Genomic DNA, 23,541 nt, shown 5'->3' on the forward strand with positions numbered 1-23,541 from the left:
TTCAGCGGATCGGACGACAAACGGGTGCGGATTTCTCAACGCTTTCGCAACCACGATTGGCGGAAAATTCTGTTCGCGTTCAAGGTGTTTCAACAATTTTGGATTTTCAGTGGGATTGAATTGATTCGAGAGATTGGGACTGATTTCAATCATTTCATCCGAAGAGTGTCTGGGCAGTGGTTCTTTGGCCATTCGCTGTCCAGCGGCTTTTTGGGCCCAGTAACCCCGCGGGGGTCTTGGAATATTGTACTTTTTGCAAATCTTGGCAAAGCCGACATCGGACAGGCCATACTCTTTGGCCAGCCGAGTCACGGGCGTCTCCCACACTCGCTTATAAAGTTCCAGCCGGCTGATTGTTTTAACGTTCTTGCCCATGGGAAAGCTCAAATTTATTGCGAGGCATTGAGTCATATACCCCGCTGCTTGCGGTGGAGAAGTTCACTCGTTTTCTCGATCCTCCCAGGCGGGTTTCCCCTTCACCTCATCTATGAGAAACCGCACGCCCTGGTTATCCGACGGGTTCAGCCAGAGCATCTTCTCAAATATGTGTTCCGCCTCGTCAAAGCGCCCAAGCCGCCAGAGACACAATCCATAGCCGTGCATGCAGCGCAGAAACGGACGGTTGTGGATAAAGCCCCACGCCAGCACGCCGGCAAAATCGTCACCCAAAGACAGCTCGCCGATGCGCAAACCGACTTCGTAATGCCGGATGGCGTCCTTGGGATGGTGGTCAAAGACGAAATTGCCCAGATGCGAATGGGCATCGAGACAGCGCAGGTCAGTTTCGCACAGCTCCATCAAGATCTTTTCCGCCTCTGCCCGCTGGCCGGCATCTTTGAGATCATTGTACCGGGTGATGGGGTCATCGAAAGGATCGTCAGGGTCCGCCCCGGGCAGCACCTGCTCCATTTCGAACATGGGACGGGGGCCGTGAGCGATGATCGGCTTGGCCCATTCATCGATGGGCTCGTCTTTTTCTCCCCAGTACTCTTCCTGAGGGTCCCACATGCCCATCTCTGCGAGCCCCAAAGGGACCAGACCTAAGGCTTTCACGTCGATCCGAATCGACTCAATCTCGCCGGACAGATACGGATGACCGCCGTAACGCCACTGCTTTCGGGGCGTTACCGTGACAATGGCGCCGGGCACCACATCCCAGAGGCGGCTGGCGCGAAGGGTAATGATCCGGTCAATTCCCAGCAAACGGCACCGGGCGGCCCGCTCTTTGACAGCCAACACAACCAATTCAACGGATTTGCTCAGGTCGATGTCATTGTCTGTGGCCTTGTGATGCCGCATTTAACCTTCCCTCCAGATACCGGCCTTCACCAGGCGTTGAATCAGCGCCTTGCGCCGCAGGTGGCCAGCCATGAACTTTTTGAGTTCTTGTTGAAATTGCTTTTTGGTCGCAAACAGGTCATAGGCTTCGGCGATGTCAACGAGTATGCGGCAGGCCTCGTCATAGCCCCGCCCCGATCCGCGCTCGACGGGTTCTTTGACCGACGCCCAGGCCTTGGGAAAATCGCTGGACAGATTCTCCAGATACGCCTTGCGTTTCTCACGGTGCTTGACCTCTCGTTGCTTTCGGTCCTGTTTTTGTTTTTCCAGCCTTATTTGTCGCGCCTTTTCGGCGTTCTGCCGCAAATCTCCCACCGTAAGACGGGATGCGCCGGTATCGCCCGTCTGCAACCCGCGCCGCCAGGATGCGAACCGGTTCCTGATGGACCGTTCGGCCTGCTGCCCTTTGCCCTCCAGCAATTGCTTCAGGATTGAATTGACTTCTTCTCTTGGCAGGGCATCGATCCACTTATCCATTTCCCGTTGTGAAACTTCCATCTCCTGCGCAGCCGGCCTGCCCATGCCGGCGCCGGCCAGCAGGTCCGGGTCCACTTCAAGAAATTCGGCCAGCGCCTGCTGAGCTGCCGTCAGGTTTCCCAATCCGCTCACGCATAGCGGCTCCATCTCATCGTCATCCATCATCTCTCCGGCTACAGCCGCCAGCCATCCGATATAAAGGCTGCGCAGGTCCCCGCGCAGCAGTTCATCCCGCACCGGGGCCAGGCGCGCCATCCAGCCCCGGCCGTCCTCCATGCCGAAGCGGTCGTAGTTTTCCGACTCCTCCAAACTCCAGATGATGATCCAATGGGTTTTGGTGGCCTTGATATCCAAAAGATAAGGTGCGGCCACGGCCTTGGCCGTCTCTTGGGCCAATGCCTCCACGGGCAGGCGCACCATGAAAATGGCCGTCATCCAGTTGGCCACATAGATATGGGCGTCAAAATAGCGCTTCATCAGTTTCTCAGGCTCACCCTTGAAATCACCCCAATTGTATTCGTTGGTGAAGCTGAACGGCGTGATCGTGGCCCGTGTCGAGAGCGCCCGCAGCTCGTCCATTTCCTCTTTTGTCAGCGGCCGGTCCATGGCCAGGAATTCATAATACTGGTATTCGCTCATGGTTTCAGTTCAGCCTTTATCCGCCGGTATTGGTCCGGATATTTACGTTCGAGCCCCAGACGGCCTTTTTGGGAAAATTGCGTCAGTTGTAAAGAAATCCTTTACAACTGAATTCCAAACAAAACATATATGCTTATTGGGGCCCTTTAAATACGCCCTCACCAAAAAGCTGCAAATAAGCTGGGCGATCCAGCTTATCTGACAGCGTTTTCCAGCCTATTTGCTTAATAGCGAAAAAATAGCGCAACGCTATTTCACAATTAGCTTCGCTATTCATTCGTCTTCCTCAGCCGGTAAACCGCACCCCGACCTCGCCCCATCGATTCAACAAGGTCAAGTCGACGAAGGTGTGTGAGATCTTCCTGAATCATGCGATCCGAGGGCGGTGCCGATAAACGTTTTCGTATTTCTCGAAGAGGCGCAGGGCCCAATTGTGCTAATATTTGAAGCAATTCCCGCTGACGCCCGGTCAGGTCATGGGCGACACGGTGCGGCGCGATATAGCCACTGGGCAGGAAGCGTACCCATACACTGCCGGCCTGCTCACCAAATTCCGGCTCCGGGTGTCCGGCCTTGACACATAATTCCACAATCTTTTGTGTTCCTCGCCCCCATCGCTCAATCATACCGCGCAAATAAAACACCTGTGCAATGATTGGATTGCGCGGCCTGGAGGCGTGATCGCGCTTCAAATCCTCGGGTTTCAGATTAAACGGTAGGGTTCCATCGCTCCAGATCTCAAGCCGGTCGTCATAAATAGCCAAACTCACCGCACCACCAGAAATGGTATAACCCCTGTGGCAAAAGGCATTGACCAGGGCCTCACGCAGGGCTTCAAGCGGAAACAATGGTTCGTCTTCCCGCTCGAAAAGGCCGGGGACGATCCGCCCGGCCACAGGCAAATGGCGGCGCAGAAACAACATGGCTTCCTCAAGCAGGTAAAAGGCATTCCCTTCAATTTGTCTCTGATCAAGAAACTCGGATTTATTCACGCCCCGAAAGCGGGCAAGGCGCAACTGGCATTGCGGATAATCCGGCATGAAGCGGGAACCAAACAAAACGACAGAAGCCTGATTGGGACGGCCGTCCCGAAACAATCTCAAACGTTCCATAATATCCGGAATAGCGCTACCGGTTGACTCAGGCAAACGGCCGGCTGCAATTCCAAGGCGCACCGTGCGAAGAATTTCTTCAGAATCCATGTCGGCGATTGCACAGCCTTCGGCCGGTTGGTTTTCCCATCGGATGCGGCTGTGCGCTCTCTCATTGAGAAGGCGCTGATAGGTTGTCTGAGGCATGATCGAGGTCGTCGAACCAATCCGCTGGTACGGTCGCCCTTCAAGGGCGTACGGACGAGACTCGGGATTGGGAATCGCTTCCAGAACCAGCGCCTCTTTGTTATCCATGACATTAGTCCCCGACTCGCCGGCAGATACAAATTTTTTTAGCTCCCTAATATCCATTTTCAACACCATCACTCAGCTCATAGGGGACCGAAATCGCCGCCAGATCCCGCAAATCGGCAAGACCGCGGATGATTTTGAAAATGCCCAATACGCCTTTTGCAAAGTAGCCTTCAAATTCGATGTTTTGAATTGATGGAGACATCTATATTTTCTCAATCTTTTGAGAGCCAAGGATCATTCGTTTAATATTGATCTTTTCTCTTTGATAAAGCGCTTTAGCATCAATCTTAAGGCCTGTTGACTTTTGTCTTATGCCGTTTATATCTCTTGCTAATTGATGCTGAATTTCAATATCGGGAAGCGGAAGTTTGTGAACCATAAACTCCACAATGGTTCGGGGGGTAAAAAACTGACCGATCTCCCCCCTGAAGGTGCGGCCCAGAAAGCGCTCGAAAGCCACCCCTTTGATGTCTTCGCTGGTGTCTGAAAGATTATATTTTTCCAGTTTGCGGACGATTTCTTCGCCCGTGGCCGGTTTCAGGTTGATACGCTCTTCATCCTCGAAAATTTTATCTGTGGAATAGGCTTTCTTGGTTTCCTGAAACAGATTGTCCAGGGGGTTTTCCGCAATCTGTTTGTCGAGCACATCCACGGTAAAAAAATTTTCCTTGCTGCGCCGGGTGAGCAATTTACGCTCTACGTAGACCTTAACAAAAAGGATTTTGGCAATTTCATCAAAAGCGGCAGCCGGGTCTTTTTTCTCACGATTGCGTATGACGTTGTGGCATTGATGGAGAAGATCGGCAAACTCCTTCTCTTTGAACACGCGAAGCTTGGAGAACAGCTCTTCGATTTCCTTGTCCGTGGCATCGACATGGGGGATATTCTCGATCTCTTCAATATATCCCGGCATTTTGTCTTTTTTGACACGCCAGTATTTGGTTTCCCGCGAATTATGGGTGACGAAAAACGGTGCATCAGTCATCCGGGCATAGTGTTCCCCCTGGGCGTAATCCGCGGCCTTGATGGTCATGTTGTCGGACTTGCACTCCACAATAATAAAAGGCGGCTTCTGGTCGATTTTATCCTGAGCACTGCGCCAGATCACAAAATCAGCCCGGGCCTGGGCGCTGCCCCGGCCGGTAACATCCATCTCTTCCGCCATTTGATCAGTGACATAGCCATATTCCTGTGTCAAAACCCGCAGGTACTCCTGGCGAACACGCTCCTCAGGGGTCAATGGCAGCCATTTCTGTCTGACCGGGCTGAATATCTTATTGCCTTTGACCTGAATTTCATCTGCTCTGACATAGCTTTTTCTTGCCATGCATTACTCCCAAAGGTTTTTAGATTTTGTCATTGTCTGCATAGCTGTAATATTCGTTTCCGCTTCCAATAATGAGGTGATCAAGAAAAGCAAGATCCATGAGCTTAGCGGCCTGTTTGAGGTCCTCTGTCGTCTGGTCATCTGCCGTGGAGGGTTTTGGCTGACCGGAAGGATGATTGTGCGCCACGACAAATGCGCTGGCCGATACCCGCAAGGCCTCTTCCATTACCCTGCGAACATATACAGTCGCTTGAGTGGGAATGCCCTCTGCAATCCATCTTTCGGCAAGCAATTGATTTTGACCATCCAGCAAGATGGTTAAAAAGCATTCCTGCCGTTTTCCTTCAAAATGAGGACGGACATATGCAACAACCTCCGCTGCGTGATCAAAGCTTTGCGGCAAAGCGGTTTGCCTGCGAACCCTTTTACCTATTTCTATGGCGGCTTTTACTTGAGCGGTCTTGGCGACGCCCATGCCCGGAACAGCGAGAAGCTCTTCAATGTGTGCGCGATCGATCCCGTTAATCCCGTTAAATTGAGTCATCAATTGCCGGGCCTGGTCCTCAGCCGATTGCCCTAATGCACCAATACGAAGCAGAACCGCTAACAACTCCCCATCAGACAGTCCTTCCGGCCCCAACTGGAGCAGCTTTTCCCGAGGCCGTTCGGATTCCGGCCAATCCTTAATGGCCCTGCGTTCATTGATTCGGGTTTTAGATCTGGTTTGATCTTTAGCCATGGCCGTTCTCCGCAAGATCCAGCAGCCCGGCCGCCTGCATCCGTTCACAAAAGGCATCCAATTGTGCCCTGGCCAATTTTGAAGGCTTTGCCTGCCCGTTTTCCCATCGATTGACCGTGGCATAACTGACGCCCAACTCCCGGGCCAGGTCTTCCTGGCTGATTGAAAGCTGCCGACGGACCTCCTTAACCAATGCTGGATAATCCGGCTGAATAAATTTCATCGATGCATGGGCCTTCCGTTATCCAAATAGCCATTATTTACAATGAACCTTATTACGGATGTTATATCATCCGGGAAAAATAACGCAAGCAAATAGTGCCTGCTGCCAGGCGTTTGCAACCGGCCTGTTAAATAAAGAATTCTGAAAAACTGAGGATCGGAGAATTCCGCGTTCGTTTCAGGGTCCGAAGACCAATTTCAGGTAAAATATACGGCCCTGGACATGAAACGGGCTGCTTGACAAAGAATGGAGAATGCTGCCGGAGCTGTGGGGCAAGGCGTAACCTTATGAAATCACTGCCCTAATAACAACGAAGCCCCGCATCGCCGATGCGGGGCCCTGTCCGTTGAGCAGCCGGTCTGGCAACCGGTTGCATTCATTGTTGGCTCCCCAGCGCACCATCGAATTAAAGAGGCAACCAATTAATATTACTATGTTTTATCTTTCATGTTTTTGAAAATACCACCAAAAATGCCAGCAGAAAATTTTGCTGAAAGGCTGGCGCTTATTTGCATTTTTCCAGATACTCAAAAAACTCTTTCCGGCTGATCCCAGCTGTTCGCATATTCGACCTGATTATATCAACGTCAACTTCTGCATATTTTGGAATTATCACCGGTCTTAAGCATCCACTTTTTGAATAGCTCAAGTGATCACCTCTGGTTCGCTCATATTTAAATCCGGCTAACCGAAATATACATTCGAGGATCTTCCAATGAAGGGGGGTTATGCGTGGCAATGCCTTGGCTGCTTTTGCTCTGACAACAGGTTGAAAGGGATATCGATATAATCTTTGTAGTCGCGAATCTTCTGCCTCTTTGCAGGCCGAATTCCGGATTCTCTTAGGACCTCATCAAGCGTACCGCGCTCATAGCAGGAAGTTAAAAACAGATACAAGGCATCGGCCAAATTCTCCCGAGCCTTGCTCTCAGTCTTACCCTGACTGAAAACATCGAGAATGGGACAACACGCAATAAACCACTTGTCCTTTTTTTTAATCGAGATGGGCAGCTTAACGGTCATTTCTATGTGTGTCATTCTATCACCTACAATTTATTGGGAGTGTATCCCTATACTCTGATTATAATTGCAATCAAAAGATTCTGTCAAGTAACTTCGATGGAGCGTTTAAAAACGTGCCGCGCTTTTATTCTCTCATGGCCTTGAAAACACACCCTCAAGAGATCCCCACCAGAGGTTTGTTAGGGGGAGAATCCGCTTGCTTCAACTATGTTCCATTCAAACGAACCAACATCGACCCCATCCACAATTATAATGCTGAAATACTCGGTTGTGAAGGGCTTAATGGTAATACCACCGGTATGCAACTGGATTTTGTTGGACAACATAAAATAAAAAAACCCCGGAAAGCGACTTGCTCTCCGGGGTTTTTATATTGTACCGGACTGTGCCGGATTGCGTTTTGGCTCCCCAGCGCGGACTCGAACCACGGACGCGGTGGTTAACAGCCACCTGCTCTGCCAACTGAGCTACTGGGGAACAAAGTGTGAATCAAGATTGTCTATTTACGGTCTGATAATAAAAATGTCAAGCAAAAATGTCAAGCATCAGGACTGCTCCACCCGCCGGATCTTCAGGCCCAGTTCCCTGAGCTGGGCTGCGGTGGCGGCAGCCGGGGCCGCGGTCATCAGACAGGCGCCTTTCTGGGTCTTGGGAAAGGCGATCACCTCCCGAATGGAAGACGTGTTGCAAAGTATGGTCATCAGCCGGTCAAAGCCAAAGGCAATGCCCCCGTGGGGCGGCGCCCCGGAGTCCAGGGCCGAGAGCAGAAACCCGAATTTTTCCTCGTATTCGGCCCGGTCCATGCCCAGGGCCTCCAGGACCCGGACCTGCACGTCCTTTTGATGGATGCGGATACTTCCGCCGCCGATTTCCGAGCCGTTTAACACCAGATCATAGGCCCTTGAGCGCATGTTCACGGGATCGGAGGCCAGCTTTTCCAGATCTTTTTCCGCCGGGGCGGTAAAGGGGTGATGCAGGGCCTGGTATCGCTTTTCGGTTTCATCGTATTCAAACATGGGAAAATCGGTGATCCACACAAATTCGTATGCATTTTCATCAATCAGGCCCAGTTTTTTGCCCAGGTGATTGCGCAGCTGCCCCAGGGACTCGTTGACAATGCCGGGCTGGTCCGCGCCGAAAAACACCAGGTCGCCGGGCTGCATGTCCAGACGCGCGGCCATGGCCTTTTTTTCCTCATCTGAAAAAAACTTGGTGATGGGCGACTGCCACTCGTCTTCCTTCACCCGGATCCAGGCCAGTCCCCTGGCCCGGTACACGGCCACAAAATCGGTGAAATCATCGATCTCCTTGCGCGTGAAACCGGCACATCCCTTGGCGTTTAGCGCCTTGACAATGCCGCCTTTTTTCACTGTATTGGAAAACAAATTAAACCCGGATTCAGCCACGATATCGGAAATATCGCAAAGCTCCAGGCCAAACCGGGTATCGGGCCGGTCCAGTCCGTAGCGCTCCATTGCCTCCTGGTAGGTCATCCGGGCAAACGGCGGGCTGGGCGCAGCCCGGCCCGCCTCCCGGAAAACCGAGGAAATCAGCCCTTCAGCCACGGCCATGACGTCTTCTTCGCCCACAAAGGACATCTCCATGTCGATCTGGGTGAATTCCGGCTGGCGGTCGGCCCGCAGATCCTCGTCTCTGAAGCAGTGCACAATCTGGTAATACCGGTCAAAGCCCGAGATCATCAAAAGCTGCTTGAAAAGCTGGGGCGACTGGGGAAGCGCGTAAAACGAACCCGGATTCAGCCGGGAGGGCACCAGATAATCCCGGGCGCCTTCAGGGGTGCTGCGGGTTAAAAACGGGGTTTCAATATCGAGAAACCCCTGGTCGTTTAAATACCGGCGCGCGGCGGCCGCAGCCCTGTGGCGCATCATGATGTTGTTCTGCAAAGACGGCCTGCGCAAATCAATGTGGCGGCTGGCCAGCCGGGTGTTTTCATTGACATCCACCTGGTCTTCAATCATAAACGGCGGGGTCTGGGCCCGGTTTAAAATTTTTAATTCCGAGACCATGACCTCGATTTCACCGGTTGCCAGAGCCGGGTTGGTCATCCCCTCGGGCCGTTTTTCCACCACCCCCCGGACGGCCAGCACATATTCACTTCGGATGGCATGGGCCTTTTCATGCACCGCCGCATCCCGATCGGGATTGAACACCACCTGGGTGATGCCTTCCCGGTCCCGCAAATCAACAAATATCACGCCGCCGTGATCCCGGCGCCGCTGCACCCAGCCCATCAGCACCACCTGCGCGCCGGTATCCGCCGCGCCCAGGGCGTTGCAGTGATGGCTCCGCCGCATATCTCCCAATGTATCGTTCAATCCCCTGACTCCTTATGGATGTTTTTTTACAAACAAAACCGGCTGGAAAATCATTTTTCCGCTACCTGCCCACATGCTCGGATATAAATTCTACCAGCCGGTCCATGGGCACGTCCACCTGGTCCCGGGTTTTCATATCCCGTAAAACCGCCTTGTTTTCAGCCAACTCCTGATCGCCCACAATCAGCACCCGGGACGCGCCCATGCGGTCGGCCCGACGCATAAGCGCCTTTAGGCTCCGGCCCGAAAAATCCGCCTCCACGCGCACGCCTGCGTCCGCCAGCTCGCTTGACCATTTGGCCGCCCGCTTCCGGGCGGCCTCTCCCATGGGCAGGAAAAACACCTCCGGCCCTGTTTCCGGAGCCGGGAACTTGGCGGAAAACAGCTCCACCAGGCGGTCCAGGCCGATGGCAAACCCGATAGCCGGCTGAGCCGGCCCGCCGAGCATTTCCACGAGCTGGTCATAGCGGCCGCCGCCGGCAACCGCGTTCTGGGCTCCGAGTTCCGAGGTCTGGATCTCAAAGGCTGTTCGCGTGTAATAGTCAAGCCCCCGTACCAGGCGGGGATCGATCTGAAACGCAATGTCCATATCCGACAGAGCCGCCTGCACGGTCCGGAAATGCTGCCCGCAGTCATCGCAGAGAAAATCGAGCATGGACGGGGCATCGGCCACCGCCTCCCTGCAGGCCGGAACCTTGCAGTCCAGCACGCGCAAAGGGTTTTTCTCCAGACGGCGCAGGCAGTCCGGACACAAATTCTCCGCCCGGCCGGCAAGCATTTCAGAAAGCTTCTGCCGAAACGCCGGCCGGCATTCGGGGCAGCCCAGGGAATTTAAATGCACCTTCAGACCGGAAACCGAAAGCCGCCGGAAAAAGGTCATGCACATATAAATGAGCTGGGCGTCCATATACGGGGAATCCACCCCGAAGACCTCGGCGTTGATCTGGTAAAACTGCCGGTAACGGCCCTTCTGTGGCCGCTCTTTTCGAAACATGGGGCCGATGGTGTAAAAGCGGGCCGCAGGATCGGCGGCATAAATCTTGTGCTGGATATAGGCACGCACCACTGATGCGGTAGCCTCGGGCCGCAGGGTCAGCAGGGTGTCGCGGCTGCCGGCAAAAGTATACATCTCCTTTTCCACGATATCGGTATGCTCGCCGATGCTTCGCTGAAAAAGCGCGGCCTGTTCAAGTACGGGCGGCCGGATTTCCCGGAAACCGAAATTTTCGAAATGCCGCCTGGCCGTATCTTCAATGGACTGCCACACCGAGGTTTCCGGCGGCAGAATGTCTTTAAATCCCCTGACAAGCTGTATCATTAGCGTCCGCAAATCAACTGGACCGGCCAGACCCGCTAAAAAAAAAGGCCTGCCGTCCCGAATGGAAATGATTGTGACCCTGCCGGTGATGATTATAATGATTGCAGGATAGTATGACATGGCCCGCAGGCCGCAAATTGTATAATCTTATATAGATACGAAAAATAACAAAATCTTGTCAACCCATATGTTGAACTTGACATCCCGGGCACGGACTATATACAAGAAAATTTATATATCCGGCAATATCCGGAAATTTCCGGCGCCCGGCCAAAACCGACAAATCATTGCAAAGGCCGAAAAGGAGACCTATCATGGCAAGCGCAGTAACCACGAAAAAACTCCTGGACATGAAAAAAAAGGGCGAAAAGATCACCGTTCTGACCGCCTATGACCATCCGTTTGCCCAGATGGCCGATGAAGCGGGCGTAAACGTGCTGCTGGTTGGCGATTCGCTGGGCATGGCGGTCCAGGGCGAGGCCACCACCCTCGGGGTGACCATGGATGAAATGATTTATCACACCCGTATTGTGGCCAAAGGCGCGCGCACGGCCATGGTGGTGGGCGACATGCCGTTTATGTCCTACCAGAGCGCCAGATCCGAGGCCCTGATCAATGCCGGCCGTTTTTTAAAAGAAGCCGGAGCATCGGGGGTCAAACTTGAAGGCGGGGCATTGGTGGCCGATACCATCGCCGCCATGACCCAGGCCGGGATTCCGGTCATGGCCCATATCGGGCTTACCCCCCAGTCGGTTCACCAGATGGGCGGGTTCCGGGTCCAACGGGACCGGGAACGACTCATGGAAGACGCCCGGCGCGTTGAATCAGCCGGGGCCTTTTCCGTGGTCCTTGAAGGCATTCCGGCAGACATCTCAGCGGCCATCACCAAAAGCATCAGCATTCCGACCATCGGCATCGGCGCCGGGCCGGACTGCGACGGCCAGGTCCTGGTGATCCACGATATGCTGGGCTTAAACGGAGGCCATGTGCCCAAGTTTGTCAAACAATACGCGCAGCTCCGGCAAAACGCCATGGACGGGCTGCGCGCCTATGTTGAAGAAGTTGCATCAGGCGCTTTTCCGTCTGAAGAGCATTGTTATTAACCCTATTGTTTTGCGTCAGATATCATGGATTCCAAGGGTGCTGTGAGCACGGACAAGTATATCAAGGCATTGATGGATATCAGCCATGCCATCAACTCGGATCTCTATCTCGAGGAGATCTTAAAGCTTATTGTCATGGTCACGGCCCAGGTTACCGGGGTGCAGATCTGTTCCTTGTGGCTGATCGAGGAAAACGACGGCCGGCCCCGGCTGCGCCTGAAGGCCACCCAGACCATTGAGCCCGCCTATGTCAAGGACCGGGTCTTAAACATCAGCGAAGGCGTGGTGGGCTATGTGGCCGCGGAAAAACACCCTTTGATCATCAAGGATGTGTTGTCCGAGCCCAGGTTCAAGGAAAAGGACATGGCCCGGAGCCTGGGGCTCAAATCCCTGGCCAGCGTTCCTTTGCTCCATGATGAGCGGGTCATCGGTGTGCTCAACTGCTTTACCTCAGAGCCCCATGACTTCACCGACGTGGAGGTCAACCTCATCACCACCGTGGCCAACCAGGCGGCTGTGGCCATTTACAACTCAGAGCTGGTGATCAAGACCAAGGTGATCCAGGAGGAGCTGGAAACCCGCAAGCTTGTGGAGCGGGCCAAGGACGCCATGATGCAGCGAAGCCGCATTGATGCCGACGAGGCCTATCGCCGCTTGCAGAAAAAAAGCATGGATTCGCGAAAATCCATGCGCAGCATCGCAGAGGCCATCCTGCTTTCAGAAGAACTTTACTGATATACATACAAAGCATTTAACAAAAACCTTGACAAAAACATCTCCTTGAACTAATAGATATTTGTTAACTTGCACAATGGCGTGCAGGTTTTACTGAATATTTTACAGACAAAGGCGTCTCTATTGCACAACGGCGTAGAGGCGCTTTTTTTTTGCTCAAATTCAAATAAATATAAAATATTGAAATAATATACAATAATTTAATATCAAAAAGTTGCACCAAGGAGGAAAATCATGTCTGAACTGCGTTTTTCCAAAACCAATGATGTACTGGGAACCGCCAACCGGGGCAATCCTGCGGAATCCGGTTTGTGTACCCTGTGCCGGGCTGACTGCCAGGGCAAATGCGAAACCTTTATGTCCAGCCTGGTGGGCCGCAAACTGCTCTATCCCCGAAGTTTCGGCATTGTCACCGCCGGGGCCAACAACACCACCCACGTGGGCGCATCCTACAATTCCCTGCGAATTCAGGGCTATGCCTACGGCTCCCACGGCCTGTCCCAGGGCCTGTCCACGGACCCGGATGACTGCATCTTCCCCAATGTGAGCCTGGAAACCGAATTCGGCAAGGAAATCAAGACCAAGGCCCGCGTTCCCCTGATGACCGGCGCGCTGGGCTCGACCTTTGTGGCGGCCAAATACTGGGATTCTTTTGCCATCGGCGCATCCCTGGTGGGCATACCCGTGGTCATCGGCGAAAACGTGGTGGGCGTGGACCGGGAATCGGAAATGGCCAACGGCCGGATCACCAAAGCCCCGGAGCTGGACCGCCGGATTGACTCTTACCTGCGCTACAATGACGGCTACGGCGCCATCATCGTTCAGATGAACGTGGAAGACACCCGAAACGGTGTTGCCGAATACATTGCCGAAAAATACGGCAACAAGTGCATCCTGGAACTCAAGTGGGGCCAGGGCGCCAAGGACATCGGCGGTGAAATCCAGGTCACCAGCTTGGATTATGCCATATTTTTAAAAAAACGCGGCTACGTGGTGGACCCGGATCCGGAAAAGCCCTCGGTGCAGGAGGCCTTCAACCACGGCTCCATCACCTCGTTTGCCCGCCACAGCCGGCTGGGCGCCACCAACCTGGGCAGGGTGGACCTGGTGCGCGAAGAGTTCATGAAAAGCGTGGAATATCTGCGAAGCCTGGGATTTAAGCGCATTTCGCTCAAGACCGGTTCCTACGGAATGGAGGAACTGGCCATGGCCATCAAGTTTGCCACGGACGCAAAACTGGACCTGCTTACCATTGACGGCTCGGGCGGCGGCACGGGAATGAGCCCCTGGAACATGATGCAGAGCTGGGGGGTGCCCTCCCTGCACCTGCATTCCAAGGCATATGAATACAACAGCATGCTGGCCGCAAAGGGCGAGGATGTGGTGGATCTTTCCTTTGCCGGCGGGTTTGCCTTAGAAGACCACATCTTCAAGGCCATGGCCCTGGGCGCCCCGTACACCAAACTGGTGTGCATGGGCCGGGCCATCATGATCCCGGGATTTCTGGGGGCCAACATCGAAGGGGCCATTCATCCGGAACGCCGGGAAAAGGTCAGCGGCAACTGGGACAAACTGCCCAAAACAGTCAGCCAGCTCGGCACCACCCCGGAAGAAATCTTTGCCAGCTACTATGACGTGGAAGCCCGGGTGGGCAAGGACGAGATGAAAAACATCCCCTACGGGGCCATCGGGTTCTGGACCCTGGCCGATAAGCTGACCTGCGGCCTGCAGCAGCTCATGGCCGGCGCCCGAAAATTTTCCATGCCCGAGGTGGCCCGGGAAGATCTTTTTTCCGGCAACCGTGAAACCGCGGAGATCACCGGCATCCCGTTTGTCTGCGACGCCAATGACGAAACCGCCAAAAAGATCCTCAACAGCTAAAGCCGCCAGAGCCTGTTTATAAGGCCCGGCTTCAAAAAAACCCGCAGCACGGCGTGCAGAGAGCCGCTGCTGCGGGTTTTTGCTTTTTTTGCCGGCCCGAAAATGGATGGCACCGTAAAAAGCTTTTTACCGCGTCCGCTGTTGTTGCAGGAAGGAAGCCCTGCGGCCGGGGTCAGTTTTTTCGCTCCTGACCGTTTACGGATTCAGCCAATGCCTTCGCTCAAAATTTCAAAAACTCGGCCTGTCGGCCTCAGACAGTTTGAAATTTTTTAGCTCCGGCATTTGCTGAATTTTTCCGTAAACGCTCAATGTCGCTTCAAAAACCGACCCCGCCCTTGGACTTCCTTGGAAGTCTGATTTCAGATGGTGCCGTAAAAAGTTTAAGATCAAGGCTTGCGCGATTCCGAAGAATGCAGCGTAGTTATCCGTACGTGAAATTCTGAGGTATCGCGCGTAACGCAGATATTGAACTTTTTACAGCACAATCAACTATTGATCTTTTCGTACCACGATACGGCTGCCTTCCACGGCAATGACCGTCACAGCCGATCCCTTTTCAATATAGTCGCCCCGCGTGACCACATCCACGCGTTTTCCGTCAATAACAGCCGTTCCCGCCGGACGCAAATCGGTTGCCGCCTTGCCCTGCCGGCCCACGTAATTCTCGTCTTTTTCCTGGTCAAAAGAGCTGAATCCGCTTTTGCTCGAAAGGCTGGTCTTCAAAGCCAGGGGGGAGCGGGCCAGCAGCTTAAGCCCGGCAATGAGCACCACGGGGATCAAAATAATATCGGCCAGCACAAACACCATGCCCGCAAACGCGGACACGGCAGTAAACACAAGATAGAGGGAATAGCCGAAGCATCCCAGGGCCACGATGGTCAGCAGGCCGCCGGAAGGCAGCATGACTTCGGCCAGAAGTACGGCAATGCCGGCAGCCTGAAGGAGCACCGGAACAATGTAGGGCTGGATCATGCCGGGTCCTTTCTGTCCACGATAATCCGGTTCCCCCGGATATCGATGACCTTGACTGCGGTCCCCTTTTCCAGAAACTGATTTTCCGTGATCACGTCCACCCTTTCATCATTGATTTCCGCCTTACCCGAAGGCCGCAGATAGGTCAGGGCCACGCCGGTATCGCCCGGATGCACCACCTGGGTGTCTTTGGCATCTGCATGGGCATCTTTCAAGGATGCGGCCAGATACGGCCCTTCCCGGCTGGAAGGAATTTTTGGCATAACATAGCGAATAAACATCAGCCCGGCGATCATGGCCACAAGATAGGCCCCCAGCACCCGCACCCCGTTTTCAATGAGAAGCTCCTTCTGCCAGGGAAGGGACGGGTCGGGCAACACAAAATCCTGCATGGCCAGCACCATGCCGATGACGATCAAAACAATGCCGGCAAATCCGGCCATGCCGAATCCGGGCAGCACAAACATCTCAACCCCCATCAGAATCAGGCCGGCCAGCAGAAGGAAAAATTCCGTGTAATGGGCCAGACCCACCAGGTACTGGCTCAAAAACACCAGCGCCAGGCAGAAAACCCCCACAGCCCCGGGCACACCAAAGCCCGGGGACTTAATTTCAATATAAAGCCCGGCCAGCCCGATCATCATCAGAATCGGGGCAATACCGTCGATAAAGCGCACCAGGGCCTCGGACCAGGTCTCCTCGATGCGGGTGAGTTCGAATGCTGCCATATCCAGATTGTTGAGCAGGACATCGATGGAGTCCACAGTCATCATGGACAGGCCGTAGGAAAGGGCCTCGGCATCGTGGAGGGTCAGCAGTTCGCCGGCGTCCACTATGGTTTTTTTCGATGTCACGGCCTTTTTTTCGCTTTCGCTCAGGTCCTCAAACTGCTGCGCATCCATGTAAACAGTGGTGCCGTCCATCATGGTGACTTCCAGGACGCGCTTTTCCTTGGTGACCATGGCCTCGACCAAGGCTACGGGATAGCCGTTTCTCTCTGCCAGGGCCCGGAACTTGGCCCGGATCGGGGATTGAAATTTCTCGCCCAGCTCCCTGGGCCCTTCGCTGGACTGCATGATCGGGGCAACATCCCCGATGGTGCTGCCCGGGGCCATGGCCAGATCCCCGCAGGCAAGGGCAATCAGGGCGCCGGCGGATATGGCCTTGGGCGAGACATAAGCAATGGTCTGATCTCCGGGGATTTTGAGAAGTGTGTCAACAATTTCCAGGGCGGAATCCACCCGCCCGCCAAAGGTGTTGATTTCAAATACCACCATGGCATCGGGGTTTTGGGAGACCTCCCGGCGAGCCCGTTCCACGAAAGCCGCCATGCCCGGATCCACGGTGCCGGAAATCGGAATCACAAAAACCTGCCGATCACCTTCACCCCGGGCGTCCGGTCGCGCTGCAAGCCATGCAGAGCCGATTAGCAAAAGACACAGAAAAACAACGATTCGCGGCCGAAAAACCGGGTTGCGGTGCATGAGCGTTTCCGAATTCGCCAAAAAAAGAAACAGAAAGGATAATCAATTAAAGATTTTAATTTTGTTCAAATTATACCGCCTGCCCCTTTGGTGTCAAGCCGAAACGCCGGGATGGCCGGTTTCGCAAAACCCCGGCCATAGGCCTCCAAAAAATCCCGGTTTCTAATTTTGTATTGGCACCAATATTTTGTGTATGGTACAATGTTTATAATTATTCGGCTTTGTTCAAATTTCATGCACCGCCAAATCAGGGGTTTGTTTTTCCCCAAAACCCCTTTCAAATCAGGAAAAAGGAATAACCATGGCTGTCAAATACTGGCCGGATGAATACATCAAAAAACGCCGAAGCGCAAAGCAGGCCATGCAGCTTCTCAAATCCGGCCAGCGTGTGTTTGTTGGCTCCTCCTGCGGCGAGCCGCAGCATCTGGTCGACACCCTGGTCAATGAGGCCCCACATTTAACAGATCTTGAAGTGGTCCGGCTCATGAGCCTGCAAAACTCGCCCCTGACCCGGCTGGCCAACCGGGGCACCTTTGAGCAATTCAGCATCCGTAGCATTTACCAGGGCTCTGCAGGGGCCCGGCACATGGAGGCCAACCGACCCTATATCACCCCCATGAACCTTTCAGCGGTGCCCGCTCTGTTTAGAAAACGTCATCTGCCTATCAATGCAGCCCTGGTCCAGACGTCGCCGCCCGATGACTTCGGGTGGATGAGCCTGGGCATTTCCGTGGATGTGGGCCTGGAGGCGCTCCGCGCTGCAGACCTGGTCATCGTCCAAGTCAATGAAAACATGCCCCGGGTGCTGGGCCACAGTTTTATCCATGCAAATGACGTGGACGTGGTGGTGGAAAACAACGAGGACCTGCTAACCATCGGCCACCTTCCGGAGTTTGACTCGGCTCACCGCATTGCCCGGCTGGTAGCCAACCTCATCGAGGACGGTTCCACTTTCCAGCTTGGTCTGGGGGCCACGCCCAAGGCGATTCTGCTGGCGCTTTCAAGCAAAAATGATCTGGGCGTGCACACCCAGTTTGTGATCGACGGAATCATGGACCTGGTTTCCATGGGGGTGATCACTAACAAGTACAAGGGGTTAAATGACGGCAAGATCGTGGCCACAAACGCGGTGGGCTCCCAAAACCTCTATGAATTTGTCCATGACAATCCCTCAATTGAGTTCTATCCGTCCGATTACGTCAACAACCCCACCATCATCGGCCAGCACAACAAGATGGTGTCGATCAACATGGTCATGGAAATGGATTTAACCGGCCAGGCGGCAGTGGATGCCCTGCCGCACAACTATTTTGCCGGAGTTTCCAGCATACTGGATTTCACCCGGGGGGCGGCGGCCTGCCCGGAAGGCAAATCCATACTGCTGATTCCCTCCACTTCCATGGACGGCAAGACCAGCCGCATCCTACCGGAACTCAAGTCCGGGGGAGTAGTGGTGCCCCGCACGGATGTCTCCTATGTGGTCAGCGAATACGGGGCGGTGAACCTGTTTGGCAAAAACCTCCAGGAACGGGCCACGGCCATGATCAGTCTGGCACACCCGGATTTTCGGAACCAGCTTTTCGAACAGGCCAAGGACATGGGCCTGATGACCAAGTACCGCAAGCTCTCGGAGTCGCTTAGAAGCGTCTATCCTGCGGGGCTCGAGGAAATCCGGAAAATCCAGGGAAAATCCGTGACCTTCCGGCCAGCCAAGCCGGTGGACGACCGCAGAATCCAGGAACATTTCTACAACCTGGATAAAAGCGATGTGATCGCCCGATTTTTTTATGAAAAGACCCAGTTTCTGCGCGATGACGTCAAATCCATCATTGAAACCGATTATGTCCGCAACCTGACAATGGTCGCTCTGACAGGCGAGTTCGGATTCGGCTCTGTTATCGGCATTGGCGCCTATATGCTCGAGCCTAGCCACAACCTGGCCGAAGTGGCGTTTTCCGTAAGCAAGCAATGGCAGAGCGCGGGCATTGCCGCTATTTTGCTGCACAAACTGACCGAAGCCGCCCAGGACAACAACATAGACGGGCTGGTTGCCTACACCGACCCGTCCAACACCGCAATGATAAAGCTTTTTGGAAAACTGCCATATAAAATCCACAAAAACCGGGAGGAGGATATCCTTGTTCTGACCTGTCGATTCGACGAACCCGCCGAAACAAAGAACACAGAAGCCAAATAACCACCCACAGCCCAAGGAGATTTTATGACGGAAAGCGCGGAAATTTACGGTCAACACCTGGCGGAATTTCAAAAAACTGCCTATGTCAAGGGCATGGACGAATACCAGAAGCTCCACAGGCAGTCCATTGAAGATCCGGAGGGTTTCTGGGCGCAGCAGGCGGAAAAATACCTATCCTGGGAGAAAAAATGGGATCAGGTACTGGATTATGATTTTACCGAAGCCAGAATCAGCTGGTTTTCCGGCGGTGTGCTCAATGCGTCTTACAACTGCCTGGACCGCCATATGGACACCATTGCCGATAAGATCGCCTATTACTGGGAAGGCGATAATCCCGAGGACACAAAAGCGGTCACCTAGAAAGATCTATACACCCGGGTCAACCGGTTTGCCGCTGTGCTGAAAAACAACGGCGTCAAAAAGGGCGATCGGGTGATTATTTATATGCCCATGATCGTGGAACTGCCGGTTTCCCTGCTGGCATGCGCGCGCATCGGTGCCATTCACAGCGTGGTATTCGGGGGTTTTTCCGCAGACGCCATTGCCAACCGAATAAAGGACTGCGGCGCAAAAGTGGTGATCACCGCTGACGGTGGATACCGGGGCGGAAAGCCCGTTTCCCTCACGATTGCTGATGAAAGCGTCATTGACAAGCTCGTGGAAAACCGGGTGGACATTGAAAACCTCAAGTGATGACGTGCTGAAAAAACCGGAGAAGGCTGAAAATGGGGTTAAAAGTCGGGGTGACACGGGAAGATCGGTTTGTGGAGCACAAAACCGGTCATTTCCACCCCGAACACCCCAGACGGATCCAGGAACTCTACCGGATGCTGGACCGGGATTTTTCCGGCGGGGTCATGGAATTCCAGCCGCAGCCCGCAGCCCTGGAGGACGTGGAGCGGGTGCACACCCCGGCCCATGTCCGCCGGATTCTGAAAACCGCTGAACTGCCAATGACCAACCTGGCCCCGGACACTCCGGTGAGCACCATGACCTACATGGCCGCCTGGCTTGCAGCCGGGGCCTGCATCCAGGGCGTGGACCTGCTCCTGGAAAAGCACTGCCAGGCCTTTTTCGTCCTTATCCGGCCGCCGGGCCACCACGCCCTGCCGGACCGGTCCGGCGGCTTCTGCGTTTTCAACAACATTGCAGTGGCTGCCGAATATGCCCGGGTCCGCCACAATGCCCGCCGAATTCTGGTAGTGGACTGGGACGTGCACCACGGAAACGGCATCAGCGACATTTTCTACGAAAACGACCGGATTTATTATTTCTCCACCCATGACCGGATGCTTTATCCCCACTCCGGCGCCATGCAGGAGACCGGGGACGGGCCGGGCCGGGGATACACCATGAACATTGAATTGTCCCGGGATTTCACAGACCAGGACATGGTGTATCTCTATTCCCGCACCATGGTGCCGGTGATCCGGGGTTTTGCACCGGAGCTGATCATGGTGGCAGCCGGGTTTGACGCTCATTGCGACGATCCTGTGGGAAGATGCCTTTTTTCCGAAAACATCTATGCCCGTCTGACCCGGCTGATCCTGGATGCCGCAGACACCGCCTGCGGGAAAATCCCGCTGCTTTTTGCCCTGGAAGGCGGATATGAGCCACCGGCCCTTGTCAGGTGCGTGGGCAGTGTGCTATCGGAATTAACGGCAGATACGGATCAAAGCCCGCAGATCCCGGATTCGGCCTCCCCGGAAGCCCTTGACCTGGTCGGCCGGATTTTGGAAATACATCAACCCTTTGGAGTCATGGCATGATCAAAGCCCGCATTCCTCCGGTCGCCCCGGAACTTGCAAACCTTCGGGACTACAGCCGGGCCCGGCAGACGTTTTCCTGGAAAGAGGCGGAAAAACAACTGCGCCGGCAAAACGCCGGCCAGGTCAACATTATTGCCGAGTCCCTGGACTTTTGGGCCGATGATCCCCAAAAGGCCGGTCACCCGGCCCTGATATTTGAGGCCAACGGCTGCCGCACAACATTTTCCTACCGGCAGATGCGCGATATGTCGGCCAGATGGGCCAACCTGCTGACCCGGTTCGGATTTGCCGAAGGCGACCGGCTGCTTTTGTTTCTGCCGCCCTGCCCGGAAACCTATTTTGCCATGGCCGGGGCTGCCCGCATGGGCGTGATGTTCTGCCCGGTGTTTTCCACTTCCGGCTTCTATGAACTGGAAGTGCGCTTAGACAATATTTCACCCCGGGCCGTGCTGACCCACCCGGATCTGGTGGAACAGATTCCGGTGGACCTGAGTGCCCGGCTCTCCCATATTCTGCTGGTATGCGGCCCAACGCCCGACCTGTTTGAACAGGAAACCATCATTGAAAACATGACAAAGACCATGTCCGCTGAATTTCCCACAGCCCTGGTGCCGCCTGACACTCCCCTGTACCTGATCTACACCTCGGGTTCCACCCGGCCGCCAAAAGGCATTGTGCACACGCACTCGGACATTACCGGGATGCAGACGACGGCCAGGTGGGTCCTGAATCTCAAGGACGACACGGTGTTGTGGACCGACGCAGATCCGGCCTGGGTCACGGGCACGGTTTACGGCGCCTTTGCCCCCTGGCTCTGCGGGGTCACAAGCGTAATCATCCGCCAGCCGTTTACCGCGGCCAACTGGTACCGGGCCCTGGAGGATTTGGGGATTACCACTTGGTACACCACCCCGCGCGTGCTGCGGGATCTCATGGAAGCCGGCGATGATCTGCCCACCCGATACGACCTGTCTGCCTTAACCCACATCTGCACCGTGGGCGCCCCCCTGCCGCCGGAAATGCTGTACTGGACCCGGCAGCATATCGGAGCCACGCCCCATGACACCTGGTGGATGACAGAAACCGGCATGATCTGCATTGCCAACCTGCCGGGCGCAGATATCAAGCCCGGATCCGTGGGCCGGCCCCTGCCGGGCATTGAGGCGGCAATCTTAGATGACAACGGCGAACCCCTGCCGGCGCTTTCCCTGGGGGAACTGGCCCTGCGGCCCGGGTGGCCGGGACAGATGTCGCAGATCTGGAAGGAGCCGGACCGGTTTGCCGGATATTTTAAAAACGGCTGGTTTGTCACCGGAGACATTGCAGTGGAAGACGAAGAGGGTTATTTTTATCATCAGGGCAGAAATGATGACCTGATCAAGGCCGGAGACGACAAGGTCATCGGCCCGTTTGAAATCGAGCAGGTGCTGTGCATGCATCCGGCCGTGGCCGAAGCCGCAGTCATCTCCAAGGGCCGGGAGCCGGGCCGGGGCATCTCGCATCTCAAGGCCTATGTCACCCTAAAACAGGGCTATACGCCGTCCAACCGGCTCAAATATGAAATCCGGGCATTTTTAAAGGGCAACCTTTCATCTGAACTGCTGGTGCGCGAGTTGGTCTTTCTGGACAAACTGCCCAAAACCATCAGCGGCAAACTTTTGCGAAGGGTGCTGCGGGCCAGGGAACTGGGCCTTCCCGGGGGCGAGCCGTCGCGGATGCAGGATTAGCGGAAAAACAGCCATGTCATTTAAACAAAACTTAAAGCAGAAAATTGAAATCGACCGGCTGACCCGGCAGGTGATAGCCTCGCTGACACCCACGGAAAGCGGCACGCACATAGACAAAACCGCAATGCGCCAACTGCTGGACAAAGCCGGGTATAGCAAACGGATTGAGCGGGACACGGAAATGCTGAGCCGGGATTTTAATGCGGATTTGCCGGAAATCATCGTGCTCGATGCTGAGCTGCCGGTCTACCGTACAAATCCGGCCGACGTGGTGATGCGCAAAAACCCTGTCTTAAAAGAAATGCTTTCCATTCGAAACGCCATGCGCATATTAAATGACAAGGACGTGGTGGTTTCAAGAAAAACCGATACCGTCATGATGCTTCACGGCCAGTGCGTCCATGAGCTTGACCTGAACTACAGCCGGGAAGACATTTCCACCCTTGGCCGCCAGGGGGCAGCAGGCCTGGAGGCAGCAGCACCCGGCGACGTTGTGGAATCCCTGGAACTTTTTGCGGAACTGTTGGATCTGCGCCCGGCCCCTGCATCTGCAAAACTGCCGGAAACCTGGATCTGGGGGCAACGGGGCGCGGACAGAAATGACGCCCCGGTTTTCGGCAATCCTCTGATTCTGTTTTTCCCCTCAGAAAACCGGCTGAACCTGTTTCACACAGCCGTGGCCGGCACCGGCCGGGCGTCAAAAAAAGCCGTTGAAGACATTTTGGCAAAAGGCGGCAAGGCCGATCTTGAAGACAAGGCCGTTTTTGACTGGCTGGTTGACCAAGTCATGGAACATCCGTCAGTACACAAACCCATTGACTCTTTTTCCCCCTAGTGCCAGATTGCG

The 23,541-nt window shown here is 54.6% G+C and carries 21 protein-coding genes, 1 tRNA gene and 1 pseudogene; 9 read left to right on the forward strand and 14 right to left on the reverse strand.

Annotated features, from left to right (window positions below):
- From R6U41_RS05255 to hisS, 12 genes are all read right to left on the reverse strand, one after another.
- The coding region (locus tag R6U41_RS05255; RefSeq protein ID WP_410268784.1) for a hypothetical protein at nt 1-375 on the reverse strand (375 nt) is incomplete at its 3' end.
- A gap of 63 nt (nt 376-438) precedes the next feature.
- A complete protein-coding gene (locus R6U41_RS05260) occupies nt 439-1,299 on the reverse strand; it encodes a hypothetical protein (RefSeq protein WP_410268785.1) in 861 nt (286 codons plus the stop codon).
- A complete protein-coding gene (locus R6U41_RS05265) occupies nt 1,300-2,454 on the reverse strand; it encodes a hypothetical protein (RefSeq protein WP_410268786.1) in 1,155 nt (384 codons plus the stop codon).
- Between the two features lie 133 nt (nt 2,455-2,587).
- Nucleotides 2,588-2,731, reverse strand: coding sequence for a hypothetical protein (locus tag R6U41_RS05270; protein ID WP_410268787.1), 144 nt, complete (start codon nt 2,729-2,731; stop codon nt 2,588-2,590).
- Complete coding sequence (locus tag R6U41_RS05275; protein WP_410268788.1) at nt 2,724-3,860, reverse strand: ATP-binding protein; 1,137 nt, start codon at nt 3,858-3,860, stop codon at nt 2,724-2,726. The genes R6U41_RS05270 and R6U41_RS05275 overlap by 8 nt, the downstream gene beginning before the upstream one ends.
- Nucleotides 3,861-4,062: 202 nt before the next feature.
- A complete protein-coding gene (locus R6U41_RS05280) occupies nt 4,063-5,187 on the reverse strand; it encodes a type I restriction enzyme HsdR N-terminal domain-containing protein (protein WP_410268789.1) in 1,125 nt (374 codons plus the stop codon).
- A gap of 19 nt (nt 5,188-5,206) precedes the next feature.
- Nucleotides 5,207-5,926, reverse strand: a complete 720-nt coding sequence (gene radC, locus R6U41_RS05285; RefSeq protein WP_410268790.1) for a RadC family protein — start codon at nt 5,924-5,926, stop codon at nt 5,207-5,209.
- Nucleotides 5,919-6,149, reverse strand: a complete 231-nt coding sequence (locus tag R6U41_RS05290; protein ID WP_410268791.1) for a helix-turn-helix domain-containing protein — start codon at nt 6,147-6,149, stop codon at nt 5,919-5,921. Before R6U41_RS05290 ends, radC begins: the two co-directional genes overlap by 8 nt.
- 726 nt (nt 6,150-6,875) lie before the next feature.
- Nucleotides 6,876-7,187 (reverse strand): type II toxin-antitoxin system HicB family antitoxin, encoded by a 312-nt coding sequence (locus R6U41_RS05295; RefSeq protein WP_410268792.1) that lies wholly within the window; start codon nt 7,185-7,187, stop codon nt 6,876-6,878.
- A 386-nt stretch (nt 7,188-7,573) separates the two neighbouring features.
- Nucleotides 7,574-7,649 (reverse strand) — tRNA-Asn (locus R6U41_RS05300).
- A gap of 68 nt (nt 7,650-7,717) precedes the next feature.
- On the reverse strand, nt 7,718-9,508 hold the full coding sequence (aspS, locus tag R6U41_RS05305) for an aspartate--tRNA ligase (protein WP_410268793.1): 1,791 nt from the start codon (nt 9,506-9,508) through the stop codon (nt 7,718-7,720).
- A 61-nt stretch (nt 9,509-9,569) separates the two neighbouring features.
- Nucleotides 9,570-10,826, reverse strand: coding sequence for a histidine--tRNA ligase (gene hisS / locus R6U41_RS05310; RefSeq protein ID WP_410268794.1), 1,257 nt, complete (start codon nt 10,824-10,826; stop codon nt 9,570-9,572).
- A gap of 314 nt (nt 10,827-11,140) precedes the next feature.
- Here hisS and panB point away from each other — a divergent pair, with 314 nt between their 5' ends.
- From panB to R6U41_RS05325, 3 genes are all read left to right on the forward strand, one after another.
- Nucleotides 11,141-11,929: a 3-methyl-2-oxobutanoate hydroxymethyltransferase gene (panB, locus tag R6U41_RS05315; protein WP_410268795.1), complete on the forward strand. Its 789-nt coding sequence runs from the start codon at nt 11,141-11,143 to the stop codon at nt 11,927-11,929.
- A gap of 24 nt (nt 11,930-11,953) precedes the next feature.
- The gene (locus tag R6U41_RS05320; RefSeq protein WP_410268796.1) at nt 11,954-12,664 is read left to right on the forward strand and encodes a GAF domain-containing protein; all 711 of its coding nucleotides are present in this window, start codon (nt 11,954-11,956) and stop codon (nt 12,662-12,664) included.
- Nucleotides 12,665-12,898: 234 nt separating this feature from the next.
- Nucleotides 12,899-14,545, forward strand: a complete 1,647-nt coding sequence (locus tag R6U41_RS05325) for a glutamate synthase-related protein (protein WP_410268797.1) — start codon at nt 12,899-12,901, stop codon at nt 14,543-14,545.
- 489 nt (nt 14,546-15,034) lie between these two features.
- Here the strand turns inward: R6U41_RS05325 and R6U41_RS05330 are convergent, their stop codons facing one another.
- On the reverse strand, nt 15,035-15,517 hold the full coding sequence (locus tag R6U41_RS05330) for an NfeD family protein (protein WP_410268798.1): 483 nt from the start codon (nt 15,515-15,517) through the stop codon (nt 15,035-15,037).
- The gene (locus R6U41_RS05335; protein ID WP_410268799.1) at nt 15,514-16,881 is read right to left on the reverse strand and encodes an NfeD family protein; all 1,368 of its coding nucleotides are present in this window, start codon (nt 16,879-16,881) and stop codon (nt 15,514-15,516) included. The genes R6U41_RS05330 and R6U41_RS05335 overlap by 4 nt, the downstream gene beginning before the upstream one ends.
- 421 nt (nt 16,882-17,302) lie before the next feature.
- On the opposite strand from R6U41_RS05335, the gene R6U41_RS05340 reads away from it, so the two are divergent.
- The 6 genes and pseudogenes from R6U41_RS05340 to R6U41_RS05365 all read left to right on the forward strand — a co-directional run bounded on the left by R6U41_RS05340 (nt 17,303) and on the right by R6U41_RS05365 (nt 23,529).
- A complete protein-coding gene (locus R6U41_RS05340) occupies nt 17,303-19,198 on the forward strand; it encodes a GNAT family N-acetyltransferase (RefSeq protein WP_410268800.1) in 1,896 nt (631 codons plus the stop codon).
- A gap of 24 nt (nt 19,199-19,222) precedes the next feature.
- Entirely contained in the window at nt 19,223-19,558 is a 336-nt protein-coding gene (locus R6U41_RS05345) for an acetyl-coenzyme A synthetase N-terminal domain-containing protein (protein ID WP_410268801.1), read from the forward strand.
- Between the two features lie 15 nt (nt 19,559-19,573).
- Nucleotides 19,574-19,891, forward strand: a pseudogene (locus R6U41_RS05350) (AMP-binding protein); the annotation flags it as partial.
- A 32-nt stretch (nt 19,892-19,923) separates the two neighbouring features.
- Entirely contained in the window at nt 19,924-20,967 is a 1,044-nt protein-coding gene (locus R6U41_RS05355; RefSeq protein ID WP_410268802.1) for a histone deacetylase, read from the forward strand.
- On the forward strand, nt 20,964-22,694 hold the full coding sequence (locus R6U41_RS05360; RefSeq protein ID WP_410268803.1) for an AMP-binding protein: 1,731 nt from the start codon (nt 20,964-20,966) through the stop codon (nt 22,692-22,694). Before R6U41_RS05355 ends, R6U41_RS05360 begins: the two co-directional genes overlap by 4 nt.
- A 13-nt stretch (nt 22,695-22,707) precedes the next feature.
- Nucleotides 22,708-23,529 carry a hypothetical protein gene (locus R6U41_RS05365; protein WP_410268804.1) on the forward strand — a complete coding sequence of 274 codons (822 nt, stop codon included), beginning with the start codon at nt 22,708-22,710 and terminating at the stop codon, nt 23,527-23,529.
- Nucleotides 23,530-23,541: the final 12 nt, after the last annotated feature.

Origin of the sequence: Desulfosalsimonas sp., assembly GCF_046483245.1 — a bacterium.
GTDB lineage: Bacteria > Desulfobacterota > Desulfobacteria > Desulfobacterales > Desulfosalsimonadaceae > Desulfosalsimonas.